This window comes from Streptomyces cinereoruber (assembly GCF_009299385.1).
GTDB lineage: Bacteria > Actinomycetota > Actinomycetes > Streptomycetales > Streptomycetaceae > Streptomyces > Streptomyces bikiniensis.
Map to the genome: position 1 here is coordinate 3,632,911 of NZ_CP023693.1, position 19,182 is coordinate 3,652,092.

The 19,182-nt window shown below is 74.1% G+C and carries 15 protein-coding genes and 1 pseudogene; 4 read left to right on the top strand and 12 right to left on the bottom strand.

Annotated features, from left to right (window positions below; all coding sequences use genetic code 11):
• Nucleotides 1–56: 56 nt before the first annotated feature.
• From CP977_RS16090 to CP977_RS16100, 3 genes are all read right to left on the bottom strand, one after another.
• On the bottom strand, nucleotides 57–2,393 hold the full coding sequence (locus tag CP977_RS16090) for a sodium-translocating pyrophosphatase (RefSeq protein WP_152370340.1): 2,337 nt from the start codon (nucleotides 2,391–2,393) through the stop codon (nucleotides 57–59).
• Between the two features lie 169 nt (nucleotides 2,394–2,562).
• Nucleotides 2,563–3,021 (bottom strand): ATP-binding protein, encoded by a 459-nt coding sequence (locus CP977_RS16095; RefSeq protein WP_030205959.1) that lies wholly within the window; start codon nucleotides 3,019–3,021, stop codon nucleotides 2,563–2,565.
• 15 nt (nucleotides 3,022–3,036) lie between these two features.
• Entirely contained in the window at nucleotides 3,037–3,390 is a 354-nt protein-coding gene (locus CP977_RS16100; RefSeq protein ID WP_030205962.1) for an STAS domain-containing protein, read from the bottom strand.
• Between the two features lie 80 nt (nucleotides 3,391–3,470).
• Here CP977_RS16100 and CP977_RS16105 point away from each other — a divergent pair, with 80 nt between their 5' ends.
• On the top strand, nucleotides 3,471–6,044 hold the full coding sequence (locus tag CP977_RS16105) for a DEAD/DEAH box helicase (RefSeq protein ID WP_229991709.1): 2,574 nt from the start codon (nucleotides 3,471–3,473) through the stop codon (nucleotides 6,042–6,044).
• A 40-nt stretch (nucleotides 6,045–6,084) separates the two neighbouring features.
• Here CP977_RS16105 and CP977_RS35205 read toward each other — a convergent pair.
• The 7 genes and pseudogenes from CP977_RS35205 to ssd form a co-directional block, all read right to left on the bottom strand.
• A pseudogene (locus CP977_RS35205) lies at nucleotides 6,085–6,429 on the bottom strand (Rv3654c family TadE-like protein); the annotation flags it as partial.
• Complete coding sequence (locus CP977_RS16115; protein WP_152370341.1) at nucleotides 6,426–6,815, bottom strand: TadE family type IV pilus minor pilin; 390 nt, start codon at nucleotides 6,813–6,815, stop codon at nucleotides 6,426–6,428. The gene CP977_RS16115 and the pseudogene CP977_RS35205, both read right to left, overlap by 4 nt.
• Entirely contained in the window at nucleotides 6,802–7,098 is a 297-nt protein-coding gene (locus tag CP977_RS16120; RefSeq protein ID WP_229991710.1) for a DUF4244 domain-containing protein, read from the bottom strand. Before CP977_RS16120 ends, CP977_RS16115 begins: the two co-directional genes overlap by 14 nt.
• A gap of 85 nt (nucleotides 7,099–7,183) precedes the next feature.
• Nucleotides 7,184–7,960, bottom strand: coding sequence for a type II secretion system F family protein (locus CP977_RS16125; protein WP_152370342.1), 777 nt, complete (start codon nucleotides 7,958–7,960; stop codon nucleotides 7,184–7,186).
• The gene (locus CP977_RS16130) at nucleotides 7,960–8,841 is read right to left on the bottom strand and encodes a type II secretion system F family protein (RefSeq protein WP_229991711.1); all 882 of its coding nucleotides are present in this window, start codon (nucleotides 8,839–8,841) and stop codon (nucleotides 7,960–7,962) included. Before CP977_RS16130 ends, CP977_RS16125 begins: the two co-directional genes overlap by 1 nt.
• Complete coding sequence (locus CP977_RS16135; protein WP_152370343.1) at nucleotides 8,838–10,013, bottom strand: TadA family conjugal transfer-associated ATPase; 1,176 nt, start codon at nucleotides 10,011–10,013, stop codon at nucleotides 8,838–8,840. The genes CP977_RS16130 and CP977_RS16135 overlap by 4 nt, the downstream gene beginning before the upstream one ends.
• Nucleotides 10,010–11,131, bottom strand: coding sequence for a septum site-determining protein Ssd (gene ssd / locus CP977_RS16140; protein WP_152370344.1), 1,122 nt, complete (start codon nucleotides 11,129–11,131; stop codon nucleotides 10,010–10,012). Before ssd ends, CP977_RS16135 begins: the two co-directional genes overlap by 4 nt.
• Nucleotides 11,132–11,726: 595 nt before the next feature.
• On the opposite strand from ssd, the gene CP977_RS16145 reads away from it, so the two are divergent.
• Complete coding sequence (locus CP977_RS16145) at nucleotides 11,727–12,596, top strand: HAD family hydrolase (protein WP_062754201.1); 870 nt, start codon at nucleotides 11,727–11,729, stop codon at nucleotides 12,594–12,596.
• A 317-nt stretch (nucleotides 12,597–12,913) separates the two neighbouring features.
• Here the strand turns inward: CP977_RS16145 and CP977_RS16150 are convergent, their stop codons facing one another.
• On the bottom strand, nucleotides 12,914–13,732 hold the full coding sequence (locus tag CP977_RS16150; RefSeq protein ID WP_062754199.1) for a Fic family protein: 819 nt from the start codon (nucleotides 13,730–13,732) through the stop codon (nucleotides 12,914–12,916).
• 102 nt (nucleotides 13,733–13,834) lie between these two features.
• On the opposite strand from CP977_RS16150, the gene CP977_RS16155 reads away from it, so the two are divergent.
• The gene (locus tag CP977_RS16155) at nucleotides 13,835–14,809 is read left to right on the top strand and encodes an ATP-binding protein (RefSeq protein ID WP_109186890.1); all 975 of its coding nucleotides are present in this window, start codon (nucleotides 13,835–13,837) and stop codon (nucleotides 14,807–14,809) included.
• A gap of 19 nt (nucleotides 14,810–14,828) precedes the next feature.
• Here CP977_RS16155 and CP977_RS16160 read toward each other — a convergent pair whose 3' ends face one another.
• Nucleotides 14,829–16,136: a polysaccharide deacetylase family protein gene (locus CP977_RS16160; protein ID WP_062754196.1), complete on the bottom strand. Its 1,308-nt coding sequence runs from the start codon at nucleotides 16,134–16,136 to the stop codon at nucleotides 14,829–14,831.
• Nucleotides 16,137–16,450: 314 nt separating this feature from the next.
• Here CP977_RS16160 and CP977_RS16165 point away from each other — a divergent pair, with 314 nt between their 5' ends.
• Nucleotides 16,451–18,925 (top strand): SulP family inorganic anion transporter, encoded by a 2,475-nt coding sequence (locus CP977_RS16165; RefSeq protein ID WP_152370345.1) that lies wholly within the window; start codon nucleotides 16,451–16,453, stop codon nucleotides 18,923–18,925.
• Nucleotides 18,926–19,182: the final 257 nt, after the last annotated feature.

Below are 19,182 nucleotides of genomic sequence, written 5' to 3' on the forward strand. Positions count from 1 at the left end.
CAAGGGAGAGACCGCTCACGCCCCCCGTCGTCTCCGTGAATGAGACGGATGCCACGTCAGGAGACGTCCACGGAGCGCCTCTTGGAGAGGAGGACGGCGACGATGACGACGAGCAGCGCGACCACGGCGACGGCCGCCCGCACCCCGGCGTTCGCGTCGTCCCCGTGCCCGAACCGCACGACCGCCGGGGCGATGAGCAGCGCGACCAGGTTCATGACCTTCAGGAGGGGGTTGATCGCCGGTCCCGCCGTGTCCTTGAAGGGGTCGCCGACGGTGTCCCCGATGACGGTCGCCGCGTGCGCCTCGCTGCCCTTGCCGCCGTGGTTCCCGTCCTCGACCAGCTTCTTCGCGTTGTCCCAGGCGCCACCGGAGTTGGCGAGGAAGACCGCCATCAGCGCCCCCGTGCCGATCGCCCCGGCGAGGTACGCGCCGAGCGGGCCGACGCCGAGCGCGAAGCCCACCGCGATCGGGGCCGTCACGGCGAGCAGTCCGGGCGTGGCGAGTTCGCGCAGCGCGTCCTTGGTGCAGATGTCGACGACCCGCCCGTACTCCGGTTTCTCGGTGAAGTCCATGATCCCGGGATGTTCGCGGAACTGCCGCCGCACCTCGTACACCACCGATCCCGCCGACCGGGACACGGCGTTGATCGCGAGGCCCGAGAAGAGGAAGACGACCGAGGAGCCCAGGATCAGGCCGAAGAGGTTGTCGGGCTGCGAGATGTCCATGGAGAGCGTCAGCGCGCCCGCCTCCACCCCGACGTCGGCGACCGCGGTGGCGATGGCGTCCCGGTACGAGCCGAAGAGCGCGGCGGCGGCCAGGACGGCGGTGGCGATGGCGATGCCCTTGGTGATGGCCTTGGTGGTGTTGCCGACGGCGTCCAGGTCGGTCAGGACCCGCGCGCCCGCGCCCTCGACGTCCCCGGACATCTCCGCGATGCCCTGGGCGTTGTCCGCGACCGGGCCGAAGGTGTCCATGGCGACGATCACGCCGACGGTGGTGAGCAGGCCCGTCCCGGCGAGCGCGACCGCGAAGAGCGCCAGCATGATCGAGGCCCCGCCGAGCAGGAACGCCCCGTACACGGTGAGGCCGATCAGGAGCGCCGTGTAGACGGCGGACTCCATGCCGAGGGCCACTCCCGCGAGGACGACGGTCGCGGGGCCGGTGAGCGAGGACTTCCCGACGTCCCGTACGGGCCGCCGGTTCGTCTCGGTGAAGTAGCCGGTGAGCTGCTGGATCAGGGCGGCGAGGACGATGCCGAGGGCGACGGCGACCAGGGCGAGGACGCGCGGGTCGCCGTCGTGCCCGCGGAGGCCGGGCTCGGTGACGCCCTCCAGTGCGGCGTAGGAGGAGGGCAGATAGGTGAAGGCGGCGACGGCGACGAGCCCGAGGGAGATCACCGCCGAGACGAGGAAGCCGCGGTTGACCGCGCTCATCCCGCCGCGGTCGGTGCGCCGGGGGGAGACGGCGAGGATGCCGATCACGGCGGTGACCACGCCGATCGCGGGCACGATCAGGGGGAAGGCGAGGCCGTGGTCGCCGAAGGCGGCCTTGCCGAGGATGAGCGCGGCGACCAGGGTGACGGCGTACGACTCGAAGAGGTCGGCGGCCATGCCGGCGCAGTCGCCGACGTTGTCCCCCACGTTGTCGGCGATGGTGGCGGCGTTGCGCGGGTCGTCCTCGGGGATGCCCTGCTCGACCTTGCCGACCAGGTCGGCGCCGACGTCGGCGGCCTTGGTGAAGATGCCGCCGCCCACGCGCATGAACATGGCGATGAGGGCCGCGCCGAGCCCGAACCCCTCCAGGACCTTGGGCGCGTCGGCGGCGTACACGAGGACGACGCAGGAGACGCCGAGCAGCCCGAGGCCGACGGTGCACATGCCGACGACCCCGCCGGTGCGGAAGGCGAGCCGCATGGCCCGGTGCGCGACCTCGGCCGGGTCCTTCTCCGGCTCGCCCGGTGCCGGGGCGGCGTCCCTGGCCGCGGCGGCGACCCGTACGTTCGCCCGCACGGCGAGCCGCATGCCGACGTACCCGGTGGACGCCGAGAACAACGCCCCGACCAGGAAGAACAGGGACCGCCCGGCGCGCTGCGACCAGGTGTCGGCGGGCAGCGCGAACAGCAGCAGGAACACGACGACGGCGAAGACGGCGAGGGTCCGCAGCTGCCGCCCGAGATAGGCGTTGGCCCCTTCCTGCACGGCGGCGGCGATCTCCCGCATCCGCTCGGTCCCCTCGCCGGCCGCGAGCACCTGGCGGGTGAAGAACCACGCGACGACCAGCGCGGCGAGGGCGACGGCCGCCACGACGACCACGATCGCCCGGTTCCCACTCGTGAGCACCGCCCCGGCGAGGGGGACGAGGGAAGGGGGGTCCATGAGGACGGATCGGTCCATGGGGACGGATCATAGGGAGACGAACCGGCACATACGGGGACCCGGAAACCCCCGCGCGGCTGCCCCGAAGACAGAAGAAAAGGAAGAAAGAGTTACGGGGAGAGGCCCCACAACACAGGCCCTCTCCCCGAACCGCTACCACTCCCGCACCCCACCGGACCGAAAGGTCTCAGGACAGGACGTCCGCCGGGCTCACCGGCCAGGTCATGCGGAGGGTGCCGCCGTCCGCGCCGGCGCTCACCTCGACGTCGTCGACGAGCCCTCGGATCACCGCGAGGCCCATCTCGTCCTCGCCGTCGGCGTCGTCGAAGTCCTCGGCCGGGGCCGCGGCGCGCGCGCCGGGGACCCCGACGGCATCGGCCGCCGCCACCCCCGCGCCCGGCACCTCGTCGCCGACCTCGATGGAGAACGACTTCTCCTCCTCGGTCAGGACGACCCGGATGGGGGTCGTGACGTCGTTGCTGCGGTGCAGCCCGACGGCACGGGAACACGCCTCGCCGACGGCGAGGCGCACCTCGTCGAGGACCGCCTCGTCCACCCCCGCCCGGCGCGCCACCGCGGCCGCCACCAGGCGGGCCGTCCGGACGTGCTCGGGCTGGGCGCTGAAGCGGAGTTCAACGGTGGCCATGCGAACCCCCTGGGCTCAGTCGACGGCGTTGACGGCCTCGTCGACCGAGGTGTGGATCGGGAACACCTTGGTAAGGCCCGTGATCCGGAAAATCTTGAGAATGCGCTCCTGGTTGCAGACGAGGCGCAGCGAGCCCTCGTGGGCACGGACGCGCTTCAGGCCGCCGACGAGCACACCGAGGCCGGTGGAGTCGAGGAAGTCCACGCTCTCCATATCGACGACCAGGTGGTAACTGCCGTCGTTCACCAACTCGACCAACTGCTCGCGCAGCTTGGGCGCGGTATACACATCAATCTCGCCACCGACCTCGACGACCGTACGGTCACCACCAGCGCCGGTCACATTGCGAGTCGACAGGGACAGGTCCACGGATCCTCCAGCACCTTGCTATCGGGCGATCGTTCTCCCGGGTCTCCCGGACGGGGCCGAGGAACGGATTGCCAGCCGCGATGGCATTCAATCACTTACCCACAGCCATGCACGACGCCTTGGAAGCATTGTCCGTCATGGCAGTGACACACTCGACGCCGATGGCCAAGAATCACCGCCCCAGTCGTCCCGCCGGGGACAGGGGCAGCCGCCCCTCTCCCGGCATGCTCCTCGACCGGCTCTCCTCGGGCGAGAGCCGAGCCGCGCGCATCACTCATACGGAGCACATGCCCGCCCGGGCGGGTCGTCATGCGGTCTGGCCGCACCGCATCCGCCCGGAGGTGATCGCGGCGATCCAGGAAGCCGGGATCGAGCACCCGTGGGCCCACCAGGCGCAGGCCGCCGAGCACGCCCTCGACGGCGAGTCCGTGGTGATCGCCACCGGCACCGCCTCGGGCAAGTCGCTCGCCTACCTCGCCCCGGTCCTGTCCACCCTCCTGGACGGCTCCGAGGCCCCCAACGGGCGCGGGGCCACCGCCCTCTACCTCGCCCCCACCAAGGCCCTCGCCGCCGACCAGCGGCGCGCCGTGCGGGAACTGGCCGCCCCGCTCGGCAACCGGATCCGCCCCGCCCTCCACGACGGCGACACGCCGGTCGAGGAGCGCGAGTGGGTCCGCCAGTACGCGAACTACGTGCTCACCAACCCCGACATGCTGCACCGGAGCATGCTTCCCTCCCACCCCAGGTGGTCCTCCTTCCTGCGCGCCCTGCGCTACGTCGTGATCGACGAGTGCCACACCTACCGGGGCGTCTTCGGCTCCCACGTCGCCCAGGTGCTGCGGCGCCTGCGCCGGGTCTGCGCCCGGTACGGCTCCGAGCCGGTCTTCCTCCTCGCCTCGGCCACCTCCGCCGACCCCGCCCGGACCGCCGGCCGCCTCACCGGCCTGCCGGTCACGGAGGTCTCCGACGACGCCTCCCCGCGCGGCGAGCTGGTCTTCGCCCTGTGGGAGCCGCCGCTGACCGAGCTGCGCGGGGAGCGCGGCGCGCCCGTGCGCCGCACGGCCACCGCCGAGACCGCGGACCTGCTGACCGACCTGACCCGGCAGAACGTCCGCTCGGTCGCCTTCGTGCGCTCCCGACGCGGCGCCGAGCTGATCTCGGTGATCGCCCAGGAACGCCTCGCCGAGACCGACCGCGCCCTGGCCCGCCGCGTCGCCGCCTACCGGGGCGGCTACCTGCCCGAGGAGCGCCGCGCCCTGGAACGGTCCCTGCACTCCGGGGAGCTCCTGGGCCTGGCCGCCACGACCGCCCTGGAGCTGGGCGTGGACGTCTCGGGCCTGGACGCCGTCCTGATCGCCGGATACCCGGGGACCAGGGCGTCCCTGTGGCAGCAGGCGGGCCGCGCCGGCCGCTCGGGCGAGGGCGCCCTCGCGATCATGGTCGCCCGGGACGACCCGCTGGACACCTTCCTGGTCCACCACCCGGAGGCGATCTTCGAGCAGCCGGTCGAGTCGACCGTCCTGGACCCCGACAACCCCTACGTCCTCGCCCCCCATCTGTGCGCCGCGGCGGCGGAGCTGCCGCTGACCGAACCCGACCTGGCCCTCTTCGGCCCGGCCGTCCCCGACCTCCTCCCCCAGCTGGAGACGGCCGGTCTGCTGCGCCGCCGCTCCACCGGCTGGTACTGGACCCGCCGCGAGCGGGCCGCCGACCTCACCGACATCCGGGGCGGCGGCGGGAGCCCCGTCCGGATCGTGGAGGCCGGCACCGGCCGCCTCCTCGGCACGGTCGACGAGGCGGCCTCCCACACCTCCGTCCACGAGGGCGCCGTCCACCTCCACCAGGGCCGCACCTACCTGGTCCGGGAGCTCGACCTGAAGGACTCCGTGGCCCTCGTGGAGGAGGCCGTCCCGCCGTACTCCACCACCGCCCGCGACACCACCTCCATCGCCGTCCTCGACACCGACACCGAGATCCCCTGGGGAGCCGGCCGCCTCTGCTACGGCTCCGTCGAGGTCACCAACCAGGTCGTCTCCTTCCTCCGCCGCCGCCTCGTCACCGGCGAGGTGCTCGGCGAGACCAAGCTCGACCTGCCGCCCCGCACCCTGCGCACCCGGGCCGTCTGGTGGACGGTCACCGAGGACCAGCTCGACGCCGCCCGGATCAACCCGGAGATCCTCGGCGGCGCCCTGCACGCCGCCGAGCACGCCTCCATCGGCATGCTGCCGCTCTTCGCCACCTGCGACCGCTGGGACATCGGCGGCGTCTCCGTACCGCTCCACCCCGACACCCTGCTGCCCACGGTCTTCGTGTACGACGGGCACCCGGGCGGCGCGGGCTTCGCCGAACGGGCCTTCCACACGGCCCGCGCCTGGCTGGCGGCCACCCGGGAGGCCATCGCCTCCTGCGAGTGCGAGGCGGGCTGCCCCTCCTGCATCCAGTCCCCGAAGTGCGGCAACGGCAACGACCCCCTCCACAAGCGCGGCGCGGTCCGCCTCCTCACGGAACTCCTCCGCGGAGCCCCGGAGAACCGGGAGGGTCGCGAGGGCCGGGAGGATCAGGCGGATCGGGATGGCCCGGAGGCACCGGAGGGGGCGCCCAAGGACCGGCCGGCGGACCCGGCGGGAGCCCTGGAGGCCCCGCCCGGGACCTGACCTCCGGCCGGTACGGGCCGCGCACCACCCGCGCGGTCACCTCGGCGACCTCGCCCCGCACCGCACACCGCACCAGCTCGGCGCCCTGCGCACCGGTCACCCGGGAGGCGGCGGCGCACGCCTCGGCCTCGCCCCACAGGGCCCGGTCGGCGGCGGCGAGGGCGGCCAGGTCGGCGGCCCCGCCGGCCCGGTGCCGGGCCACCACCGCCTGGCCCAGCGCGAGCACCGCCCCGAACACCACGCACAGCGCACAGGCCGCGAGCGCCGTCCACACGGTCGCCGCCCCCCGGTCCCCGCGGCGTCCGGGGAGACGACGACCCGGACGGCGGCCTCCGGGGCGGCGACGGGCAGAACAGCAGTCTCCGGGGCGGCGACGGGCCCTCACGGCGGGCCTCCGGGACCAAGATCCCCGAGGAGTCCGGTGTCCTCCGCGAGGGACGCCGCCTCCGCCCGCAGGGTGAGGCCCAGGCCCCGGGGGCCGGGGGCCGCCGCCTCCACCGTCACCCGCCACAGTTCCCCCGAGCGCGTCACCGTCACCCGGGCCCCCTCGGGTGCCGCGGTCCTCGCGGCCGCCTCCGCGGCGGCCACCGGCTCCGAGCGGGCCGCGGCCCGCGCCCCCGCCCTCGCCGCGTCCACGCACCGGATCTGCGCGGCGGCCGCGAACAGCGACCAGAGCAGGGTCACCGTGAACAGCGCCAGGACGGGCAGGACCATCGCCGCCTCCACGGTCGCGAAGCCCCGGTCGGAACGACACGTCTCAGAACGACGCATCGAGCGCCTTCCCGATCATCGAGTTCAGTGCCCCCGAGACCGTCCCGCTGGTCACGACCTTGTAGAGCACCGCGGCGAACGCCGCCGCCGCGATCGTCCCCACCGCGTACTCGGCCGTGCTCATTCCCGTGTCACGACGCGCGGCCTCCCACCGCGACCGCCACCACGCACCGACCCGCCCCTTGAGCGTCCCCACCGCCGCTGCCGCCGCCGTCACTGCCGCTGTCCCCGCCATGTCGTTCTCCTCGTCCCGTTCGTTCCGTCGTGTCTCGTGGTCGTGCATGTCTCGTGGTCGTGCGTGTGTTGTGGTCGTGCGTGTGTTGTGGTCGTTCGTGCCGTGTGTCGTGCGTGTCTTCTCGTGGTCGTTCTCATCCGTGCAGCAGGCCCGTCGCGAGGCCGATCACCACCGGGGCCACCCCCACCGCCAGGAAGGCCGGCAGGAAGCAGAGGCCCACGGGTGCGCTGATCAGGACCTGGGCCCGGCGGGCCCCGGCCGCCGCCGTGCGGGCGCGGGCCGCTCGCAGGGCCGTCGCGTACCGGGCCACGGCCTCCGCCGAGGGCGCTCCCGAGGAACCGGACCGCTCCAGGCAGCGGGCGAGCCCCGCAGCGCCCGGTATCGCGCCGAACCTCCGCCACACCTCGGCCGGTTCGCCGCCGAGGCGCAGTTCGGCCGCCGTGCGGGTCAGGCGCTCTCCGAGCGGACCGCCCAGCGACCGGCCCACCGCCTCCGCCGCCTCCCCGGGCCCGGCCCCCGAGGCGGCGCAGGCCGCCAACAGATCTGCCGCCAGGGGGAGATGGCGCGCCGCCTCCTCCTCGTCGGCCCGATCGACCGAGGCCCGACGTCCGCGAAGCCGTCCCCGTACCCCGCAGGCCACCAGCACGCCCGCGCCCAGGCCGGCGAGCCCGCCGAGGAGCACCCAGCCGAGGCCGGCCGCGACGACCGGGGCCGCCCAGAGGCCCATCCGCGAGGGACCCGGCCGGACTTTCCGGGCCGGCGGCACCGGTGCCGGCGTTCCGAGGAGGTTCCGTGCCCGCTTCCGCGTCCGGCGTGCTCCCAGCTCGCGCAGCGCCTCGCGCACACCCTGTGCGCACAGGCACACCGCCGCCGTCAGGAGCGCCCCCGTCCGGAGGGTGTCCAGCGGCATCACGCCCGCTCACCTCCCCGTACGATCCGTGCGGCCCACCACAGCCCGGCCGCCTCCAGGGCCCCGCCGACGGCCAGGCAGCCCAGGCCGGCCGGGGTGTGGAGCAGTACCCGCAGCGGGTCGGCCCCGAGCGCCGTACCGAGGGCGAGCCCCGCCGCCGGGAGCAGCGCGAGGACGGTCACCGTGGCCCAGGCACCGGCCAGTTCGGCCCGCAACCGCTCCCGCTGCTCGTGGTGGCCCCGCAGAGAGGCCTCCAGCCGGTCGAGTCCGGCGGCCAGGCCCGCGCCCCCGTCGACGGCCACCTGCCAGCAGGCCGCCATGCCCGCGAGGCCGTCGGCGCCGTCCTGCCGGGACGCCCTCCGCAGGGCCTCCGGCACGTCCCCGCCGAACCGGGCCGCCGCGAGCACCCGGGCCTCCTCGCCGCCCAGGGCGCCGGTCTCCCGGGCCGCGAAGGACAGCGCCTGCGCGGGCTGCCAGCCGGCCCGCAGCTCTCCGACGACCGCCCCGCACAGGGCCGCGACCCGCTCGGCCCGCGCCTCCCGCTCCCTCCGCCGCCCGGCGGCCCGCAACCGCCGCCCGACCAGGGGGACCGCGAGCACCCCCGCCACCAGCGGCAGCGGTGACTCCCCGAGCAGCGCGAGGGCCCCGGCCACCGGCAGGCACAGCCATGCCCGCCGCCCCCGCAGCCGGGCCCGCCAGCGCGCGACCACCACCGCCCACGTGTCGGTGCCGGACTCCTCGGTCGGGCCGCCCGCGAGCACCGCCCGCGCCCGGCCGGCCCCGCGCCGCCGCTCGACCGCCCACCACAGCAGGGCGAGTCCCGCGCAGAGCACCGCCGCGCCCCGCGCCGCAGCCCGTACCGCCTCCGGCTCCGCCGTCACCACGCTTCCCCTCCGATCAGCGTCCCCAGCCGTTCCCAGCCCCGCTCCCGCTCGAATCCGGCCGTACCCCACCGCAGGGCGGGGACCGTCCGGACCAGCCCCTCCCGGTCGCGCTCCAGGACGTGGATCTCGGCGATCCGCCGCCGCCCGTCCCGGTCCCGCACGAGGTGGAGCACGACCGAGAGCCCGGCGGCCAACTGGCTGTGCAGGGCGGCCCGGTCGAGCCCGGCCGCCGTCCCCAGGGCTTCGAGCCGCGCCGGCACGTCCGCCGCCGTGTTGGCGTGGACCGTCCCGCAGCCCCCTTCATGGCCCGTGTTCAAAGCGGCCAGAAGGTCTACCGCTTCACCGCCGCGCACCTCACCGACCACCAGCCGGTCGGGCCGCATCCGCAGCGCCTGCCGGACCAGGTCCCGCAGGGTGACGAGCCCGGCGCCCTCCTGGTTGGCGGGCCGCGCCTCCAGGCGCACCACGTGCGGGTGGTCGGGCCGCAGCTCCGCCGAGTCCTCGGCGAGCACGATCCGCTCCCGCTCCCCGACCAGGCCGAGCAGGGAGGCGAGGAGCGTGGTCTTGCCCGTGCCCGTGCCGCCGCTGACGAGGTACGAGACCCGGGCGTCGATCAGGGCCCGCAGGACCGGGGCGCCGCCGGGCGGCACCGTGCCCGCCGCGGCCAGCTCCTCCAGGGAGAAGGCGCGCGGGCGCACCACCCGCAGCGAGAGGCAGGTCGAGCCGACCGCCACCGGCGGCAGCACGGCGTGCATGCGGGTGCCGTCGGGGAGCCGGGCGTCCACCCAGGGGCGGGCGTCGTCGAGCCTGCGTCCGGCGACGGCCGCGAGCCGCTGCGCGAGCCTGCGGACGGCGGCGGCGTCGGGGAAGGACACCGGGGCCCGTTCGAGTCCGGTGCCCCGGTCCACCCACACCCGGTCGGGGGCGGAGACCAGGACGTCGGTGACCGCCGGGTCGGCGAGCAGGGGTTCGAGGGGGCCGGTGCCGATCAGCTCGCACCGCAGCTCCTCTGCCGCTCCCAGTACTTCCGCGTCACCGAGCAGCCGCCCCTGGGCCCGCAGCGCCGCCGCGACCCGGGCCGGGGTGGGCTCGGCCCCGCTCGCCGCGAGCCGCTGCCGCACGGCGTCGAGCAGGCCCGTGCCGCCGCCTTCGCCCCAGGTGCCGGTCATGCCGCACCTCCGGGCGTGAGCACGCGCTCCCAGAAGGCGGCGCAGAACCGGCCGAGCGGCCCCCGGGGCTCGGCGCCCGGCGGGAGGCCCGCGTCCTGGTCGGCGACGATCCCCGGGTCGTAGGGGAGTTCGCCGACGAGCGGCAGCCGCAGCGCGTCGGCGACCCACCGCTCGTCGAGTCCCGTCGCGTACGGTCCGCGCACCACGGCCCGCAGGTCGCGCACGGCCGTCCCGAGGGCCGCGGACGTGCGGTGGGCCGCCGCGACCGCCCTCAACTCCCCGGGCACGACGAGCAGTCCGAGGTCGAGCTGGGCCAGGGCCTCGGCGGTCGGCCGGTCGGTCCCGCGCGGCAGGTCGACCACGACGACCCCGCCCCGGCGGCGCGCGGCGGCGAGCACGGACCGCACGGCCTCGGGCGGCACCGGCGGCGCGGGCTCCCTGCCCCAGCTGAGCACCCGGACGCCCCGCACCGACGGCAGTGACTCCTCCAGGGCACCGCTCGCGAGCCGGCCCTTCGACGCGGCGAAGTCGGGCCACCGCCTGCCCTCCTCGCGCTCGCCGCCGAGCAGCACGTCGAGCCCGCCGCCCAGCGGGTCGCCGTCGAGGAGGAGGGTGCGGTGTCCGGCCCCGGCGGCGGCGAGGGCGAGCCCGCAGGCCAGGGTGGAGGCGCCCGCGCCCCCGCGGCCGCCGACGACGCCGACGGTCAGCGCCTGCCGGCCCGCTCCTTCGGCCGCGTCGGCGATGCGGTCCACGAGGAGGCCCTCGGCGTCCGGGAGCCGCAGCACGCTCTCCGCGCCGATCTCCACGGCGAGGCGCCACAGCCCTGGGTCGTCCCGGTCGTGCCCGACGAGGAGGGTCCCCGGCCGGCGCACCGCTCCCCGGCAGCGGGCGGCGGCGTCGTCGCCGACCAGGACGAGCGGCGGGTCCGTCCAGCCCGCCCCCCGCTCGGGCACCCGGTGGTGCACCTCGGGTTCGACCCCGGCCGCCGCGCAGAGCCGGAGGAGGTCGTCGAGCAGCCCGAGGTCCTCGGTGACGATCAGCGGTCCGGCCCGCCGCGCCTCGTCCCCGTCCGGCACCTCCGGCCCCCGGGCCTCCGCTCCCCGCGTTCCGAACCCCACGCCCCCGGGCCCGACGCCTCCGGGTCCCACGGCCCCCGGCCCCCTCGCTCCGGGCCTCCGCGCCCAGGCTCCCCTCGCTCCGGCGTCCCGCGCCGACGAGCCCCGATCCGTGCTCCCGGCCCCGGAAGTCCTGGATGCCTCCACGGCACACACCCCTCTCGTGATTCCTGCCGTCCGCGAACTTCGCGACAGGAATCACCGTGGGGCCGCCCGGGAAATCGTGGGGATCCCGACGAAAAACTGTGGATAAGGGAGGGCCTGTGAATAACCGCGTCACCCCTCCGGAGACTGCCCGGAACGCATCCCGACGGTTACTCTGAGTGAGGAATCGAGAGTGCGACAGCCCGATGGCCGACCCGTGGCCGAGGGGCGAAGAGAAGGGAGCGGGCGATGCCACGCGGGCCCGAAACGGCTCCGGACATGCGACGACCCCCGCCGGGGGGGAGAGCGGGGGTCGTCTCTCCGGCCGACTCGGGGGGGGGAGGAGCCGGACCGGGGTAGCACGGTCGCGAACGATCCGTGACTTCCATGGTGTACCCGAGAGGCTTCTCAGGCAAACCCACGCGCCCCAGCGTACGCCGAATGGCGGGCACCTATGCTCGGGCTCGTGGAAAACCACTCCTTGCCGCGCGCAGCCGCCTTCTTCGACCTGGACAAGACGGTCATTGCGAAGTCCTCGACGCTGACCTTCAGCAAGTCCTTCTACCGGGGCGGGCTGATCAGCCGCCGTGCCGCCCTGCGGACGGCCTACATCCAGTTCGTCTTCCTGGCGGGCGGGGCCGATCACGACCAGATGGAGCGGATGCGCGAATACCTTTCCGCGCTCTGCAAAGGCTGGAACGTCGCCCAGGTGAAGGAGCTCGTCGCCGAGACCCTTCACGATCTGATCGACCCGATCATCTACGACGAGGCCGCCTCCCTCATCGAGGCCCACCACGCCGCCGGCCGGGACGTCGTCATCGTCTCGACCTCCGGCGCCGAGGTGGTCGAGCCGATCGGCGAGATGCTCGGGGCCGACCGGGTCGTCGCCACCCGGATGGTGGTCGGCGAGGACGGCTGCTTCACCGGGGAGGTGGAGTACTACGCGTACGGGCCGACGAAGGCCGAGGCCGTCCGGGAGCTGGCGGAGTCGGAGGGCTACGACCTCGCGCGCTGCTACGCGTACAGCGACTCGGCGACCGACATCCCCATGCTGGAGGCCGTCGGCCACCCGCACGCGGTCAATCCCGACCGGGCGCTGCGCCGCGAGGCCGTGGCCCGGGAATGGCCGGTTCTCACCTTCAGCAGGCCGGTCCGGCTCAAGCAGCGGCTGCCCGAGTTCCGGATGCCGCCCCGGCCCGCGCTCGTCGCCGCGGCGGCCGTGGGAGCGGCCGCCCTCGGAGCCGGGCTCGTCTGGTACGCCGCCCGGCGCCGGCAGGCCGCCCTCGGGGCCCCTCGGACCGCCGTCGGCTTTGCCCGAACTTGAACGAAACCCCAAGAAGTGGGACGAGCACTTTCGCTTCCACCCCAAGAGGAGTAAAAAGGAATCAGGCCCGCGAGACCTAGGACATCCGAGAGGATCACCTGTTGAGCATGAAGGCCCCACGGACCTAGCACGAAAGCCAGGTACCCACGCGACGTCGACCCGTCGATTACGGGCCAGCCGCACCAGGCGACGGGCAAAGTTCCCGGCCTGATGGGCACATATCGAGGACGCTTGGTAACTGGGCGGACGTGCCAGCGGCGGTACCTGTACAGGTACCGCCGCAACCCTTTCCGAGACCAAGCCCCGGACCCGACCCCTCAGGCCGCGCCGCGCTGGAGCGCCTCGCAGACGGCCGTCGACTCCCGGACCCCCAGCTCGACCGAGCGCCCGCAGTGCGCGATCCAGGCCCCCATGCCCTCCGGGGTCCCCGACAGATAGCCCTCGAAAGCGGCGAGGTACGCGGCCCGGCCCTGCTCCGCGTGGCCGACCTCGGCCGGGCAGATCCCCTTGGGGTCGAGGCCGCTGCCGACGAGCGCGATCCGCTCGGCCGCCCGCGCGACCAGGCCGTTGTGCGAGGTGAAGGGGCGCAGCGCGAGCAGTTCGCCGTGCACCACGGCGGCGGTCACGAGCGCCGGGGCCCCACTGCCCGCGACGATCAGCTCCGCGAGGCCGTCGAGCCGTCCGGCGACCTCGGCGGGCGTCGGCACGGGGCCCTCGATCAGCGGCTCGTCGACCCGCTCGCCGTCCAGCCGGGGCCGACCCACCGAGTCGTCCGGTTCGCCCGCGGCGACCAGGTGGAGGCGGGCGAGCACGCGCAGCGGCGACTGGCGCCAGATGGAGAGGAGCTGTCCGGCCTCGGCGCTCAGGCGCAGGGCGGCGCCGACCGTGCGGGCCTCGGGGTCGGCACTGAAGTCGGTGCGCCGGCGGACCTCCTCCAGGGCCCAGTCGGCACCGGACAGGGCGGCCGAGCCGCGCGCTCCGCGCAGGGCCGCCTCGGAGGAGATCTCGTTGCTGCGCCGGCGCATCACGCGGTGTCCGTAGACCCGGTCGACGGCCTTGCGTACGGAGTCCACCGCGTCGGCGACGCCCGGCAGGGAGCCGAGCGCGGCCAGGGGGTCAGAGGCGTGCGTACTCATAGGTAGGGAGGCTACGCGCCCGACGGCCCCGCCCCACGATGGAGTGGTCTTCTTCACGCAACCCGACCACGAAAAGCGATCGTGCGGCTACCCTAGGTGAACATGAAGATCGCTTTCGTCGGGAAGGGCGGCAGCGGCAAGACCACGCTGTCCTCGCTCTTCATCCGCCACCTCGCCGCCAACGAAGCTCCGGTCGTCGCCGTCGACGCGGACATCAACCAGCACCTGGGCGTCGCGCTCGGCCTGTCCGAGGCGGAGGCCGCCGCGCTGCCCGCGATGGGCGCGCACCTGCCGCTCATCAAGGAGTACCTGCGGGGCACCAACCCGCGGATCGTCTCCGCCGACACGATGATCAAGACGACTCCGCCCGGGTCGGGCTCCCGGCTGCTGCGGGTCCGCGAGGACAATCCGGTGTACGAGGCGTGCGCGCGTCCGGTCCGGCTGGACGACGGCGAGGTCCGGCTGATGGCGACCGGCCCCTTCACCGAGTCGGACCTCGGGGTCGCCTGCTACCACTCGAAGGTCGGCGCGGTGGAGCTCTGCCTGAACCACCTGGTCGACGGCCCCGACGAGTACGTGGTCGTGGACATGACTGCCGGCTCGGACTCCTTCGCCTCCGGCCTCTTCACCCGCTTCGACATGACGTTCCTGGTGGCGGAGCCGACCCGCAAGGGGGTCTCGGTCTACCGCCAGTACAAGGAGTACGCGCGGGACTTCGGCGTCGCGCTCAAGGTCGTCGGGAACAAGGTGCAGGGCCCGGACGACCTCGACTTCCTGCGCGAGGAGGTCGGGGAGGACCTGCTCGTGACGGTGGGCCACTCGGACTGGGTGCGCGCGATGGAGAAGGGCCGCCCGTCCCGCTTCGAGCTCCTGGAGGCGGAGAACCGCATGTCGCTCCAGGCCCTCCAGGACGCGGCGGACGACTCGTACGCCCACCGCGACTGGGAGCGGTACACGCGGCAGATGGTCCACTTCCACCTGCGGAACGCGGAGAGCTGGGGCAACGCCAAGACCGGGGCCGACCTGGCGGCGCAGGTCGACCCCGGTTTCGTGCTCGGCGAGCCGCTGGCGGTCTAACGGCCGCCTCCGGGCCGGGTCAGCCCGCCGCGGGAGCGGCGGCGCCCACCGGCTTCGCCGGGGAGGCGGGGGCGGCCGGTGAGGAGAGGAACTCCTTCCAGCCGGCCGCCGGGGCCTCGCCGACCTTCAGGGTGCGCATCTTGGCGACGACGTCGGGGTCCTGGGCGTCGAGCCAGTCGGCGAGCTGGCGGAAGGAGACGCACTTGACGTCCTTCTGCACGCAGACGGTGGCGATGGTCTCCTCGATGGCCCGCATGTACGTGCCGCCGTTCCAGGACTCGAAGTGGTTGCCGATGATCAGCGGCGCGCGGTTGCCCCGGTAGGAGCGTTCGAAGGCCTGCACCAGGCCGTCCCGCATTTGGTTGCCCCAGTACCGGTGCTGGGAGGGGTCGCCCTGGGTGGTGCCGGGGGACTGGTTGACCAGGAAGTTGTAGTCCATGGACAGCGTCTGGAAGGCGCGGCCGGGGACGGGCACGAGCTGCAGCGACAGATCCCAGAGGCCCAGGTCCTTCTTGGGCCAGATCTGGTCGTTGACGCCGCTGGTGTCGTAGCGGAAGCCCATCTGCGCCGCCGCCTGGACGAAGTTCTTCCGGCCCTCCAGGCAGGGGGTGCGGGCGCCGACGAGCTCCTTGTCGTAGTCGAAGGGCAGCGGCTGCTCGGCGCTCAGGCCGGCGTTCGTCTTCCAGGTCTTGACGAAGGACTTGGCCTGGTTGATCTCGCTCTTCCACTCCTCGACGGACCAGGTGCCGACGCCGCCGTCGGGACCGCAGAAGTGCCCGTTGAAGTGGGTGCCGATCTCGTTGCCGTCCTGCCAGGCCCCGCGGAGTTCGCGGACGGTGGCGCGGATGCCCTCGGTGTCGTTGAAGCCGATGTCGGAGCGGCCGGCGCTGTGCTGCGGCGGTTCGTAGAGGTGCTTCTTCTCCTCGGGCAGCAGGTACACGCCGCTGAGGAAGTACGTCATGGTGGCGTTGTACTTCTTGCCCACCTGGCGGAAGTGGGAGAACAGCTTCTGGCTGTCCTCGCCCGCCCCGTCCCACGAGAAGACCACGAACTGCGGCGGGGTCTCGCCCGGCTTGAGGCGCTGCCAGGCCGGCTGCTTCGGCTGGGCGCCGGTGAAGGCGGTCGAGCCGTCGCCGATCAGCCGGGGCACCGTCTGCGGGGCCGCGGCCGGGCCCTTCTTGGCGCCCGGGCCGCCGCCCGGCGTGCCCTTCGTGGCGTCGCCGTCGGAGCCCGAGCAGCCGGCGACGCCGGTGATCAGGGCGACGGTGAGGGCGCCGGCGGCGAGCGCCCTCCTCTGGGCAGTGGTCCTTCTCCCGGCGGCTGTCATCCGCCCACCTCTCCTCGGTTCCGTACGGGCGGCGTCAACGTCGCACCGCGACGGCCGGGGAGATGAAACGACAAGCGGAAAAATGCCCTCCGATCACTGGAACAGGTGAATCACTGCCCCATTTGCCCGGAAAGTAATGCCCGAGTCTTTACTCTCCATTACGATCCCATTACTGAGCGTTGATGATTTCTTCGAAGGTCTCGCGTCGAGACCCTTGCCGCACATCCCGCCGCTGTACGCCGTGATCCACGGCCGCGAGCCCCACGTCCGTTCCGCACGAGCCGCGACCGCGCCACCCCGGAGGAGACGGGAACATGACCCTCTGCACCCCCGACCGCACGACCACCCGACCCCGCGTCCAGCGGCCGCACAGCCCCCCGGGGGGACCGCGCCGCTTCCGCATCGCCTCCGTCGACGTGTCCGCGTCGATCGCCGTCTTCCTGATCGCGCTGCCGCTCTCGCTCGGCATCGCCCTCGCCACCGGAGCCCCGCTCCAGGCCGGACTGGTCGCCGCCGCCGTCGGCGGCCTCGTCGCCGGCCGCTTCGGCGGCTCCCCGCTCCAGGTGAGCGGCCCCGCCGCCGGCCTCACCGTCGTGACCGCCGAGCTCATCCGGCTCTACGGCTGGCGCACCACCTGCGCCATCACCGTCCTCGCCGGCCTCGCCCAACTCGGCCTGTCCGCCCTGCGCGTGGCCCGCTCCGCGCTCGCCGTCTCGCCCGCGATCGTGCACGGCATGCTGGGCGGCATCGGCGTCACCATCGCCCTCGCCCAGCTGCACATCGTGCTCGGCGGCACCCCCCAGAGCTCCCCCGTGGACAACGCCCTGGGGCTGCCCGCCCAGTTGGCGCACGTCCAGCCGGCCGCGTTCTCCATCAGCGCGCTCACCGTGGTCGCGCTGCTCTGCTGGCCGCGCCTGCCGGGCCGCGCCGGGAAGCTCCTGCGCAAGGCCCCGGCCGCGCTCGTCGCGGTGGCGGGCGCGACGGCGGTGGCGGTGCTCGCCGGACTCGCCGTGCCCCGCGTCGACCTGCCGTCCTGGAGCAGTCACGCCCTGCCGGGGATGCCCGAAGGCCCGGTCCTCGGCATCGCCGCCGGCGTGCTCACGATCACCCTCGTCACCAGCGTGCAGTCGCTGCTCTCCGCCGTCGCGGTCGACAAGCTCGTCGCCGCCCGCCCGGACCACGGCCTGGGCATCCCGCGCACCGCCCTCGACCGCGAACTCGCCGGACAGGGCATGGCGAACGTGGTCTCCGGCGCACTCGGCGGGCTCCCCGTCGCCGGGGTCGCGGTCCGCAGCGTCGCCAACGTCACGGCGGGCGCGGTGAGCCGCGCCTCCACCATGCTGCACGGCCTGTGGATCGTGCTCGCGGCCCTGTTGCTCGTGCCCGTGATCGACCTGATCCCGCTGCCCGCGCTCGCCGCCCTCGTGATGGTGGTCGGCATCCAGATGGTCAGCATCACCCACATCCGCACGATCACCCGCCACCGCGAAGTCGTCGTCTACGCGGTGACGCTGACCGGAGTCGTCCTCATCGGCATCCTGGAGGGCGTCGCCCTCGGCATCGGCGTGGCCGTCGCGGTCGCCCTGCACCGGCTCACCCGCACCCGGATCACCCGCGAGGAGCGGGACGGACGCCAACTCCTCCGCGTCCGGGGCCAGCTGACGTTCCTCGCCGTGCCCCGGCTGAGCCGGGCCCTGCACCAACTGCCGTCCGGTTCCGACGTGGTGGTCGAGCTGGACGGGTCGTTCATGGACCACGCGGCGTACGAGACGCTGAGCGACTGGACGGCCGGGCACCTCGCCCACGGCGGCACGGTCGAGACGACCGGCCCCGCCGGCACCCGGATCGCCGACCCCTCCCCCGGCGCGGCCCCGCACTCCTGCTGCCGCCCCTGGACCCCCTGGCACAACCACCAGTGCGGGGAGCCGCCGGCCGAGCCCGCCGAAGCCGACGGGGCGGGTGCGGACAGGGCCGCGCCGGGGCTGAAGCTGGCGAGCGGCATCGGCAAGTTCCAGCGGAACACCGCCCCGCTCGTACGGGACGAGCTGGCCCGGCTCGCCCGGGAGGGCCAGCGCCCCTCGCAGCTCTTCCTGACCTGCGCCGACTCCCGCCTGGTCACCAGCATGATCACGTCGAGCGGCCCCGGTGACCTCTTCACCGTGCGCAACGTCGGCAACCTCGTCCCGCTCCCCGGCGAGGAGAGCGGGGACGACTCGGTGGCGGCGGCGATCGAGTACGCGGTGGAGGTGCTGCGGGTCGAGTCGATCACCGTCTGCGGCCACTCCGGCTGCGGCGCGATGCAGGCCCTCATGAACGCCGGTCCGGACGACCCGCCGTCCCCGCTCCGCCGCTGGCTCCGGCACGGCCGGCCCAGCCTGGAGCGGATGGCGAGCAGACGCCACGCATGGGCCCGCATCGCGGGACGCCTGCCGGCCGACGCGGTCGAGCAGCTCTGCCTGACCAACGTCGTCCAGCAGTTGGAGCACCTGCGGGCGTACGAGTCGGTGGCGCGCCGGCTCGCCGACGGCAGCCTCACGCTGCACGGGATGTACTTCCACGTGGGCGAGGCGCAGGCGTACCTGCTCGGCGGCGCGGACGAGCCGCAGGGCCACGGCGCCCATGACTCCTACGGTTCCTACGACGCCTACGACGAGGTGTTCACCCGCGTCATGCCGACCGGCCCTGCCCCCGGACCGGAAGCCGACCCGAAGGCCGAACCGAAGGCCGAACCGGAAGCCGACCCGGCGGACGAGCGGTCGGCCCGGCTGGAAACGGCGCACGCCTTCTGAGCGGGCACCCTCTCCCGATCCCACACCCCGGAGCGCACGAGCCCTCGCGCCCCGGAGCGCACGTGATCCCGTCCCCCGGGGCGCACGCGCCCTGAACCGTCGGGGCCGTCCGTCCGTGAGACTGTGTGGCCCCTCCTCCCACCGCTCGGGAGGAAGGGCCACCCCACATCAAGCCACCCACAGGTCTAAACCAATTCCCTGGAGACTCTTGTCACCCGGGCATCTGACTGGTGAGCTATGACGCGGGACACATACGC

Bases quoted from the DNA above. Each gene is read 5' to 3' on its own strand.
- CP977_RS16090 (WP_152370340.1), bottom strand. From the start codon at position 2,393: ATGGACCGATCCGTCCTCATGGACCCCCCTTCCCTCGTCCCCCTCGCC.
- CP977_RS16095 (WP_030205959.1), bottom strand. From the start codon at position 3,021: ATGGCCACCGTTGAACTCCGCTTCAGCGCCCAGCCCGAGCACGTCCGG.
- CP977_RS16105 (WP_229991709.1), top strand. From the start codon at position 3,471: ATGGCATTCAATCACTTACCCACAGCCATGCACGACGCCTTGGAAGCA.
- CP977_RS16115 (WP_152370341.1), bottom strand. From the start codon at position 6,815: ATGCGTCGTTCTGAGACGTGTCGTTCCGACCGGGGCTTCGCGACCGTG.
- CP977_RS16120 (WP_229991710.1), bottom strand. From the start codon at position 7,098: ATGCACGACCACGAGACACGACGGAACGAACGGGACGAGGAGAACGAC.
- CP977_RS16125 (WP_152370342.1), bottom strand. From the start codon at position 7,960: ATGCCGCTGGACACCCTCCGGACGGGGGCGCTCCTGACGGCGGCGGTG.
- CP977_RS16135 (WP_152370343.1), bottom strand. From the start codon at position 10,013: ATGACCGGCACCTGGGGCGAAGGCGGCGGCACGGGCCTGCTCGACGCC.
- CP977_RS16145 (WP_062754201.1), top strand. From the start codon at position 11,727: ATGCTCGGGCTCGTGGAAAACCACTCCTTGCCGCGCGCAGCCGCCTTC.
- CP977_RS16150 (WP_062754199.1), bottom strand. From the start codon at position 13,732: ATGAGTACGCACGCCTCTGACCCCCTGGCCGCGCTCGGCTCCCTGCCG.
- CP977_RS16155 (WP_109186890.1), top strand. From the start codon at position 13,835: ATGAAGATCGCTTTCGTCGGGAAGGGCGGCAGCGGCAAGACCACGCTG.
- CP977_RS16160 (WP_062754196.1), bottom strand. From the start codon at position 16,136: ATGACAGCCGCCGGGAGAAGGACCACTGCCCAGAGGAGGGCGCTCGCC.
- CP977_RS16165 (WP_152370345.1), top strand. From the start codon at position 16,451: ATGACCCTCTGCACCCCCGACCGCACGACCACCCGACCCCGCGTCCAG.